Raw genomic sequence first — 10,628 nt, forward strand, 5'->3', positions numbered from 1 at the left:
GGACCAATGCCTAATCCTCCTTACTTCACGCCCATGCTGGTCGCTGTTCGGTGGGCCTTGAGATAAGTCGCGTCGATCATGACGGTCTTCTGTTCGCCGTGCTCGGCAGCCAGGCTCGCGCAGCGGCGTGGCCGCAAAATCGCGATGGTCGGGCTCGCGCGCCGCATTGCTGTCATTCTCCATCGAAACTGGATCGATGGCTCCGTGTTCCAAACAGATGCAGCGCCGAAAATGATCTGATCTCCAGCACAGAACCGTTGCCTGCTTAATCGCAAGCTTTCGAGGTCCCGCAGGGACGTGGTTACGATGATGCCGTGGTCAGGACGTCGCTGACATCCGTCAAGCACGCCTATGAGATGGGCACATCGGAATTACATCGAACCAGCATCCTGTTGGCAGCCGTCGCGCTGACCACGAACCGAAGCATGTACCCAAAAGACCTCAGTCAAAGGCTGTGAGAGAAAGCAGCGCGGACGCGACGAACTAAAAGCACCGCTCCGGCGGATCAGTTTGTTTGCGTGGAATCTCTTGACAGAAGTGCTCCCGTTACCGAAGGCCTGAACCCAACGCCATTTGTGCAACAGTGCCGATAGTTACGACAAATTTTTACTTCAAGTAATAATATCGATTTTCTTGACAGAAATCAAACGAAGACCGCTTCATCAACCCCTCACTCGATCAACGACAGGAATTGTCTGCCCAGGCTCGCAACACGGTTTTGAATTGTCCGCCAAAGGGATGTGGTTTGTGCAGCGACCGCGCCGAGGCTGTGACTTGATACCGTTGTCCCTGCTCACACAGACGGTCACGGTTCCAGTCGTGGCAATTGCTACAGCTCTGCCCTTTCCAGACTTCTTCGGGCAGACCTTCGAACGGGGCATAGTTTGGCGTGCCCGTAATCAGCTCCGCCATGCTGCGCCCGGCGATTTCCGACAGGCCTGCGTCCAGCTGCGTGTCATATGTGACCGTGGCGAACGCGGCAATTGGCACGGCCGAGGCGTTCTGGACCTCAGCTTCGGCGCGTAACGCCTCAATCGCCGCCTGCACCGCCGTCAAATGCGCGCCCTGCGGATAGGTGCGCAAATAGGCCTCTAGGGCTTCGATACTCTGACTGGCTTCGGCTTCCTTATACATCGCCATCTCTGCCGAATGCAGGGTTGCAATCTCGCTCGGGACATTTGCCAGATTGGGCACCAACGCGACCAGATCAACATGGGGCGCGGGTGTGATGTCATCTGTGCGAAAGGAAAAGTCGCTCACCAGGGACGAGGTATCCCACGGCGTCTGCAACCCCTGGCTTTGGGCCAGAACATCGCGGCGCACATTCTTGAACGCCTGTTCGATCTGCAACCCCGGCACATCCATCTGCTGCACCAAAGCAGCCGTGAACGGGCTGTTGCTGCCTTCGCCGTCAAACGCCACTTCACCGGGCGCAGTGGCATAGGCCACAAAACTACCCGTCGGCGCTTTCATCTCGGCCAGACCGTTTTGATCCAGCTCGGCCACGGTTTCAAACGGGTTGTTCCGGCAGGCATCCAGGATCACGATATTGGTGCGATTGCGAGCCGAGGCCATCTGGCGCAGCACCGACTGCGCCTCAACCGCGACCAGATCCAGATCCGCCGCATCCAACAGCGCCACATCGACCGGCAACAGGTAGTTGTTGCCAAAGCTCTGCACCCCGTGACCCGCGTAATAAAACAGACCCGTCGTATCCTCACCCGCCATCCGCAGGTCCCGTCCGAACTGGGCAATCGCGCGTTTCATGGAAATCTGATTGGCATCGACCAGCAGGCGCACGTCAAACCCCAAGCGCTCAAGCGTGGTCGCCATCAACTGCGCATCGTGGCTCGGATTGTCCAGCGGCGAAACCTGCCCATAGGTGCTGTTGCCCACGATCAGCGCAATACGCGCTTCTGCCGCGGCAGAAACCGTTTGCGCCACATAAAAGAGGCAAATCACCACAAGAGACAAAAATTGATTAATCATTTACTCTTTCACTCGCGGTACAAGAACCGCATCACCAGTTACCAGCAAGGTTGCATTTGAGGCGCCGCTCGGCAATCCTCTGCGTGGTTAAGATCTTTCCTTTTGCGGGGGCTTCCCGCACTGCCCGACTTGGGCACATGTGTATTCACAAGTGAGCCTTATGAAACGGTTTCTTCTCCTACTCACCAGCCTTCTGTTCCTGTCTGCACCCGCTCAGGCCCGCTCCCCGTTTGAGGGAGGCTGGACGCTGCAGCCCGCTGACTCATCTTTGCATTTCACCTCGGTCAAAAAAGGCTCGGTTGCGGAGACCAGCCATTTTGACACCGTCGAGGGCCAGATTGATCCCACAGGGCTTGTGCACCTCAAGGTCAAACTGGAATCGGTTGATACAGGCATCGACATCCGCAACGTGCGCATGCGCTTCCTGTTTTTTGAAACCTTCACACATCCTTTTGCCGAAATTGTGGCACAGGTGCGCGATGAGGATATCGCCGGTCTCGCCGTGGGCCAGAGCCGGGCTCTGGTGCTGCCGATTTTGCTGACATTACATGGGGTTACCGCCGAAGTGGACGCCCATGTGCGCGTCTCCCTGCTCAGCGATCGGGACGTGACCATCCACACCACCCGGCCCCTGTTTGTGCCCGCCGATTCGTTTGATCTGTTAACTGGCCTGCGCAAGCTGGAAGAAGCCGCCGAGGCTCAGATCGTCCCCCTTGGCATGGTGTCCACTCACCTGCATTTCCGACGTGAGGCCGGTCCTGCCACCACAGTGGCGGTCGCAAAACCCTTCGCAGTCAGCGCACCCGCAGCGCAAACCACGCGCCCCAAACCACCGGTCGCAACCCCCGCCAGCGCAACCGCCCAAGAAACCCCCGGCCTGCCCGGCCCCGATCTTAGCAGCGCGACGTCAGGGGGCTGTCTGGGCGGATTGGTGCAAATGGCCAAATCCACCCGCGTGTCCTTTGCCGATGGCGGCGCACGTCTGACCCCGGCTGGCATCTCGGCACTCGACCAGTTGGCGGTCTCCCTGTTTCAATGCCCGGCTGCGTTGCTGGAAATCGGGGGTCACACCGACAGCACCGGCGGTGCCGCATCAAACAAGCGCCTCAGCCAACGTCGCGCCGACCGGGTGGCCTCCTATCTGTTTGAACAAGGCATCCCGGAACATCGCATCGCCGCCATCGGCTATGGTGAGGCGTTTCCGCTGCTGCCCAACACCACGGATGAAAACCGCGCCCAGAACCGGCGCATCACCTTGCGTGTTTTGAACTGATCACATCTCTGACGCGGGCCACCTTCAACCGGGCCGCGTCACATCTATGTGGAATTTCAGAAACTCCGCACCGTCATAGGTGACGCGACCGACTTGCGTGGCACCCATCCGCGCCAACCCACGCAGACTGTGACGGCTGGGGGGCAGAAGAAACGTCACCTCAGAAATCCTCGGCTCGCCGCGCGCAAACTCCAGAGCCTGCCGAGTGATCACACCGCCCAGCCCAAACGCCCGCGCGGTCAGCACCAATCCAAAATCCCACTCTGCGCCCTCTTTCTGGAACCCGCCCCAGCCCACATATGCGCCATCCTGCAAAAACGCCCAATGGCCCAAACCCTCCCGCGCCCAGCTGGCCTCTTTTGCGGCAACAAGGTCCCGACTGGCCCCGTCATCCCAATGATCCGGCATCAACGGCAAATGCCGTGTCACCCGCGGATCCGACATATGCGCGGTAATCTGGTCCAAAGGGACCTCAGGCAGGCGTGCAAATGTGATCATCGGGGCGTTTTGTTGGCTCATAAGCGCCAGCCTGTACATCCCAGTCCCCAGTGTCATCGGTAACTCTCTGAAAATCGTGACGTTCAGCACGGGTCTTCTCCCAGCCGCATCTCCAAAGTAACTGACGCTTTGGATAACGCCAAACACACTCAACTTATCGCAAAGGTTGTATTAGATCGCGACCCTCTGTACCGTTAACAAAGTGTGCCTAGTAAGAAAAAGAATCGGTGGACACGCCGTTTTACTGTACACTTACGATCTAGAATACCGACAACATTGGAACAGTGGCCAAAACGAGCCACTGATTAGCACACGGCAGCCACATGACCTATCACGTTTCCAACAGTGCGATAGCAATATGGTGCTTCGGCATAACACCTAATACAGGGCCTGTCGTGCGCAAACCTTTGAAGACACGGCACGAAACGAACTGCACGGAACGGACGACTTTGAGACGCTTTCAAATGACTGGGACGATAAACTGACAATGGACAGCTCGGCCGCGAACACCGAACAACACACCGGCAATGACCATAAAGTCGTTAACCCTGGCGACAAGGGTCCATTGCGTGTTGTTGGCATTGCATCTTCTGCTGGCGGGCTTGAGGCTTTGTCGCTGTTGGTTCAGAATCTGCCCTTGCAGGCGCATGCGATTTACGTGGTCGCGCAGCATATGTCTCCGACGCATAAATCTGTCCTGACATCCCTGATCTCGCGCGAGACCACGTTGCCGATTGTCGAGCTGTCGGGGATCATGGACCCCGTCCCCGGCACAATCTACATCACGCCGCCGAATTCAGATGTGGTCTACCTCGAAGGCAAGCTGAAGCTCTGCACTCCCAGCGGCCACGCAGCATCGCCGAAACCTTCGGCCGACCGTCTGTTCAAGTCGATTGCAGACGCCAGCGGTGAGAACGGCGTTGCGATTGTTCTGTCCGGAACCGGAAGTGACGGCAGTTATGGCGTGCAATCCATCCGCGAAGCAGGCGGGATCACAATCGCGCAAGAGCCAAACTCGGCGAAATATGACGGCATGCCAGCCTCCGCGATTGAGACAGGCTGCACGGATCTGACCCTGATCCCAGAACAAATTGGCCAGCACTTCGAAAAGATCCTCGCCCATCCACGCGATCTGGAACTGCTGCGCCCCTCAATAGACCAGCCAAGCAAGCTGGGTGAGCTGATCGGCATCCTCTTTGCACGCACCCATGTTGATTTCGCGAATTACAAAGAGAACATGCTGAACCGCCGCATTTCCCGGCGTTTGGCGGCCTTGGGCATTGATCAATATGACCGCTATGTGGATTATTGCCGGTCCAACGTAGACGAAGTCGACGCTCTGCACCGCGATCTGCTGATTTCGGTGACCCGGTTTTTCCGCGATCCGGATCAATTCAAAAAGCTACATGAACAGATGCGCAGGCGGATTCACGACCGCCCCTCTGGCCAGATCCGCGTATGGGTTGCAGGATGCGCCACCGGCGAAGAAGCCTATTCCATCGCCATTATGATCGCGGAAATTCTCGGCGGCGTCAAAGAGCTGACAAAAGGGAATGTGCAAATCTTTGCGACGGACATCGATCAAAACGCAATCGAAATCGCCCGGCGCGGCGTGTATCCGATCTCGGCTGCGCAGGATATTCCAGACCATTACCTGTCGGAGTATTTCACCATAAAAGAGACCGAACTGACCGTCCGCCAGGAACTGCGCAATGTGACCCTGTTCTCGCGGCACAATATTTTCCAGGATCCGCCCTTTATCAACGTGGATCTGGTGACCATTCGCAACGTGTTGATTTACTTTAACCTTGCGCTGCAAGAACGTGTTTTGACCCGGCTTCATTATTCGATGGCTTCGGGTGGCCTTTTGTTCGTTGGCACATCAGAAACTGTTGGTGAAATGGGCATCTATTTTGAGGCCCGACAAGGCGCTGACAAAGTCTACAGCAAACGACGCGGCGTCGCGGGCGAAGTCACGGCGACACCCACGGTCGGCAATTCCAGCTACCTCAGACCGCACAGGCGCAGCCGCTCGCAATCCGAAGACGTGGTCGCGCTTGATGGGCAGGCGAATTTGTCACTCGCCCGGTCCGTTGCGCCAAATGGTCTGGCGTGCACTCGAAACGGCAACATCGTCGAAGTGATCGGAGACATCAGCGCCTTTAGCGAAATTCGCGCGGGAATGCCCACATCGCTCAATGTGAAAATCCTGAAGGAACCCTTGCGGACCGAAGCGTCAAGCCTGATCGCAGTTGCCATTCGCAACGAGGAACGACGCGAAGGGCGCTGGCACGCCATCGATTCACCGGCGGGCAATCGCGTCCAGCTGCAAGCCTTCCCATACTACCACCAAACCGGCGGCGAAGTGCACTGTTTGCTGGCGATCAATGTGAAGTTTGAGGAGGATAAAGAGTTCCGGGTTGAAGAAATCTCCGACCATAACCAGCGCGCCTATGTGGAACGGATGGAGCTGGAAATTCGCTCAACCCAAGAGGCGCTGCAACAAACAATCGAAGAGCTGCAGACCGCAAACGAAGAGCTACAGTCCGCGAACGAAGAATTGCAATCCACCAACGAAGAGTTTCAGGCCACCAACGAAGAGCTTGAAACCTCTAACGAGGAACTGCAGTCCACCAACGAAGAACTGCTCACGGTTAACGAAGAACTGCAGATCAGCTCCGCCGAACGCCAAGCGCTTGCATCCGAGCTGGAAGCGACCCTAGTCTCCTCACCGTATGCCGTTGCGCTGGCCGATCAGGCCCTTATTGTGCGGCGCATGTCGCGCGCTGCGTTGGAACTTTTTGGCCTGTCCGAAATACCGCCCTCCGGCATTCACTTCAGCCAGTTCACTTTGCCCGATGGGTTCCCCGCCCTGGCGCCCATTGCCAATACAGTGCTGCGGCTACAGGAAACCCGCCGGGTGCAAGTCCTCTCGGACAGCCGTTTCTTCACGCTGATCCTGTCCCCCGTCCTCGACATTCACCAAAAACTCATTGGCCTATCGATAACGGTAACCCGGTTTGACCACGAACCGCTGACAAACATCCTGGATATGGTCAGCACCGTGACCGAGGTCGGCTATTGGACGCACAGCCTTGATACGCGCGACAGCTTTTTCTCCGACCGAATGTATCAGATCCTTGGCGCTGACCCGGTGGAGGAGCCCCTGTCCTGGGACCAAGTCCTTGACCAAATTCACCCCAACGATCGTCCTTCAATGGAACATCTGGTGAAAGATGTCGTCGAAAACGGCGCAACCTCGGAGTTTCAGGCGCAATATCTGGGTCACGACGGCCTGTGCCGCACCCTGCGCGGGAAACTCATGTCGATCAAAGACTCACATGGTGATTCAATACAGCTCGTGGGTGTATGTTGGGACAAACTCAAACTCGAGCAAAATGAAATCCTACAGCATGGAATGGAGCAAATTCAAACACATGCACGGCTTGGCTTCTTCTTGTTTGATGTGAATTCCAGCTCCACGCTTTGGAATGACTCGATGTATAATACTCTTGATTTAACAAGAGATATTGACGAGCCCTCGTTCGAAGCAATCTTGGACAGTTTACGCCTGCAAGATCGTGAAAAAATTCAAAAGAAATTACAAGCCACCCTGATGGAAGGGAAAAGTTTCACTGCCAATTTGATAACGGCACCTAAAAAGACACGTGACAGTAAAACGATCGAGTTATTTGTCGACATTGAACGTTCAAGTAGCGGTCAAATAACTCATGTTTTTGGTAGCTTACGACAAATAGAAAAACGTAGGGAATAAATAATGGATGGCCTGTCAAAAAATTGCTATCTATGGGCCCAATTTCCAAATGAATCGCCGTTCCCCGCTAACATTTGCGTAGATTACGAGTATCACGACACCTATGACGAACCTACCAAACACACAGCTCAATCTACGCTACCGCACGCGAAACACCGACACCGAAACTGCGCTGGCGCAATTGCCGGAGGGTGCCGATGTGGATGAAACGGTTTTAGGCACGGCATTTCTGGTCTCCCCCTATGCGTCCTTTATTCTGGATTGGCAGGGCACCATCCTGGTCTGCAATCGCCGCGCCGAACGCAGCTTTTGTCCGCCAAACATTCAAGACAGTGAAAACCTACGCGGTGCATCCTTTTGTGAACTCACCACTTTAGAAAATGCCGAGGTACTGCTGCTGTTGCGTAAAGGCGCCGCCGCGGGACATGCCTCTTTGCCGATGTTGCCACGGGCTCCGGGAAAACCGTCGGAAAAAGCACCGTTTCGCGTCTCTCTCTTGCGGTCCGCAACACGCGGCGAACGTTTGATCCTGCTGACCCAGGACCAGCTGAAACCCACTGCCGAAGCGCTGACCAAGATGAACCTACGCCGCGGTGAGCTGCTCAAAGAGGTTCACAATCTCAAAGACGACAACCACCGGCTCCATGAAATCCTGCTGTCGATGGAGGCTTTTGCCCACGCGGCCTCGCATGACCTGCGCACGCCGATCAACACGCTTTTGGGATCACTGCAGTTTTTTGGCGAACGCTACAACGAGAACCTGCCTGAGACCGCGCAGGAATTCTTGAAGGTCATGATGCGCGCCGCCCATCAGATGGAGAGTTTGACAGCCGAATTGTTGGACCACTCCGTGTCCACGTCTGCCCAGATACAATTTCAGGAAGTTGAAGTTTCTACCGCGCTGGATGAAGCTTGCGCCGACATACGCTCTGAACTGGATGCGTGCGACGGAACAATTCGGATCACCGGCGACCCCAAATTCCAGATTCATGCGGATCCTGCCCTACTGCGTTTGGTTTTGACCAATATCCTATCCAACGCCATCAAATTTCGGGCGCCGACCCGTGCCTTGGAAGTGGATATTGAGATCCAGGGCAGCGGCAAGCAATATTGGTCCCTATCGATTAAGGACAACGGCGTCGGGTTTGACCCCGCCGAATCTACACGAATCTTCTTGCCCTTTCATCGCGCCAATCATGACGTCGAAGGCACGGGAATCGGTCTGTCCACCTGCGCGGAAATTTGCCGCCGTCATAACTGGATTTTCACCGCCGACTCAAAACCAGGCAACGGCGCAGTCTTCACTGTCACCTTTGGTGTTAAATAAAATCGCCTCAATACAATACAAACGATGAGCTTGCCCAATAAATTGGCTAAAAACCCATATCCCGGCGGCGCAAATACACGTCTGGAATTTACGTCGAGTTAAACCTTCATAACAAGTTAAGATAACACTATATAACCCCTAGGAATATGTGTTGTTTCCTGCCACTCTACCTAAGTTGACTAGTTTTTACTTGGGCAGAGGTGACGAGTATGAAGAATATTTTACTCTTGGAAGACGACACCGGTCTTCGTTTCACCTTTGCTATGGCTTTAAAAGATGCCGGGTACAACGTGACGACAGCCGCAGACTGCGACAGTGCCATGGATCTTTTAAGAGCAGGTGATGTCGAAGTCCTCGTCTTGGATCTTAAAATCGGTGGATTAATGTCAACGGGTGTCGCCGACTACGCCAGCGTAGCATTTCCCGAGATCCCGGTCCTTTATATCACTGGCAGCGGCCTCTTTCCGAGCGGCGAGCTTTTCCAGATGAGTAAGAACGCCCGTTGGGTCTTGAGAAAACCGGTCAACCTTGTCGATTTACTGAGCCTGGTGGATCACGTAACATCCGACAGAACCATGCGCGCGAACGCGTGAATTGCCGCGAATACAGTGCCCGCTGCAGAATAAATTGCAATTAAGAGTTGAAATTGCGCAAGTCTATCCGTGACACGATGCGCCTGGCACCGTAGTCTGAATGGATATTGACTCCCGTTGACGCAATTTAGTGATGATATGGAAACTTATTACCGCATTGATCGAAATTACCAAATCGTTGACGTTGGTGGAGCCTGGGATGACTTCGCGATTTCCAACGGCTCAGATGAATGTGTGTCCAAATATGTGATTGGCGACAATCTGCGCAACCATATCACCGGCGACGTGATTTGGATGTGGTTTGAAGCACTTGTCACCGGCGTGTTCGTCTCTGGAAAGACAGTAGAGCGCGACTATCGATGCGATGCACCATACGCACGACGTTTGTTTAAACTGACCTGTGTGTTGGAAGCTCCAGAAACGATTTGCTTCACCCATAAGCTCATCTCAGAAGAAGCAATGGACACAACGGTGGCCATTTCGACGCCGACACGCCTGTCAAACACCACCCCACGATGCAGCATTTGCAACTCTGTCTATCTTGATGGCGAATGGCAGGACCCTTTTTCATTGAACCGCGACCTGATGCTGCAAGCCACTTACACCATGTGCGAAAGCTGCCGCGATGCGGATGCAGATCTGTCCGCAAGATCAGCTTAGCTCGAACGCAGCCTGCGCCAATGGTATGAACTGCCTTCCTGCCAAACCGCAGCTATTGTTGCGGGCATCGGTGGAGAGATAGGAGCATTCTGATGGATGTCGAAGTATTGGGCATTGATCTGGGCAAGACCGTTTGCAGCCTTGCGGGATTGGACGCAACAGGCGCGGTCGTGTACCGCAAGCGCCTTCAACGGCACCGGTTGCTGGACTTTCTGGAAGGTTTGGATCCCTGCATTGTTGCGATGGAGGCTTGCGGCGGCGCGCATCACATTGGTCGTTGTTGCCTTCAACACGGTCATGAGCCTCGACTGATGTCGCCGCTTTATGTCCGGCCCTACGTCAAGGTTCACAAAAGTGATGACCGTGATGCGGAGGCGATCGCCGAGGCCGCGACGCGCCCGACAATGTCATTCGTCGCGATCAAATCGGAAGAGCAGCTTGATCTTCAGGCTCTGCATCGGGCCCGCGAGCGGCTGGTGACCGAAAGGCCGCGACTTATCAATCAGGGCCGGG

General features: G+C 55.2%; 8 protein-coding genes and 2 pseudogenes. 7 read left to right on the top strand and 3 right to left on the bottom strand.

The window, feature by feature from the left end; all coding sequences use genetic code 11:
- Window positions 1-23: 23 nt before the first annotated feature.
- A pseudogene (locus tag KMP13_RS04475) lies at window positions 24-128 on the bottom strand (IS5/IS1182 family transposase); the annotation flags it as partial.
- Here KMP13_RS04475 and KMP13_RS20395 point away from each other — a divergent pair.
- A pseudogene (locus KMP13_RS20395) lies at window positions 106-240 on the top strand (IS110 family transposase); the annotation flags it as partial. The pseudogenes KMP13_RS04475 and KMP13_RS20395 overlap by 23 nt on opposite strands.
- Window positions 241-678: 438 nt before the next feature.
- Here the strand turns inward: KMP13_RS20395 and KMP13_RS04480 are convergent.
- A complete protein-coding gene (locus KMP13_RS04480; RefSeq protein ID WP_215264363.1) occupies window positions 679-1,989 on the bottom strand; it encodes a caspase family protein in 1,311 nt (436 codons plus the stop codon).
- Window positions 1,990-2,149: 160 nt separating this feature from the next.
- On the opposite strand from KMP13_RS04480, the gene KMP13_RS04485 reads away from it, so the two are divergent.
- Window positions 2,150-3,262: an OmpA family protein gene (locus KMP13_RS04485; RefSeq protein ID WP_215264364.1), complete on the top strand. Its 1,113-nt coding sequence runs from the start codon at window positions 2,150-2,152 to the stop codon at window positions 3,260-3,262.
- Between the two features lie 24 nt (window positions 3,263-3,286).
- On the opposite strand, the gene KMP13_RS04490 is transcribed toward KMP13_RS04485, so the two are convergent.
- Complete coding sequence (locus tag KMP13_RS04490; protein WP_215264365.1) at window positions 3,287-3,781, bottom strand: GNAT family N-acetyltransferase; 495 nt, start codon at window positions 3,779-3,781, stop codon at window positions 3,287-3,289.
- Window positions 3,782-4,247: 466 nt separating this feature from the next.
- Between KMP13_RS04490 and KMP13_RS04495 the strand changes: the two genes are divergently transcribed.
- The 5 genes from KMP13_RS04495 to KMP13_RS04515 all read left to right on the top strand — a co-directional run.
- On the top strand, window positions 4,248-7,535 hold the full coding sequence (locus KMP13_RS04495) for a CheR family methyltransferase (protein ID WP_215264366.1): 3,288 nt from the start codon (window positions 4,248-4,250) through the stop codon (window positions 7,533-7,535).
- Between the two features lie 103 nt (window positions 7,536-7,638).
- Window positions 7,639-8,862, top strand: coding sequence for a sensor histidine kinase (locus KMP13_RS04500; RefSeq protein WP_251363678.1), 1,224 nt, complete (start codon window positions 7,639-7,641; stop codon window positions 8,860-8,862).
- Window positions 8,863-9,071: 209 nt separating this feature from the next.
- Window positions 9,072-9,455: a response regulator gene (locus KMP13_RS04505; protein ID WP_215264367.1), complete on the top strand. Its 384-nt coding sequence runs from the start codon at window positions 9,072-9,074 to the stop codon at window positions 9,453-9,455.
- Window positions 9,456-9,572: 117 nt separating this feature from the next.
- The gene (locus KMP13_RS04510; RefSeq protein ID WP_215264368.1) at window positions 9,573-10,115 is read left to right on the top strand and encodes a hypothetical protein; all 543 of its coding nucleotides are present in this window, start codon (window positions 9,573-9,575) and stop codon (window positions 10,113-10,115) included.
- 92 nt (window positions 10,116-10,207) lie between these two features.
- The coding region (locus KMP13_RS04515) for an IS110 family transposase (RefSeq protein WP_215264369.1) at window positions 10,208-10,628 on the top strand (421 nt) is incomplete at its 3' end.

Source organism: Epibacterium ulvae, from assembly GCF_018678075.1.
Classification (GTDB): domain Bacteria; phylum Pseudomonadota; class Alphaproteobacteria; order Rhodobacterales; family Rhodobacteraceae; genus Epibacterium; species Epibacterium ulvae_A.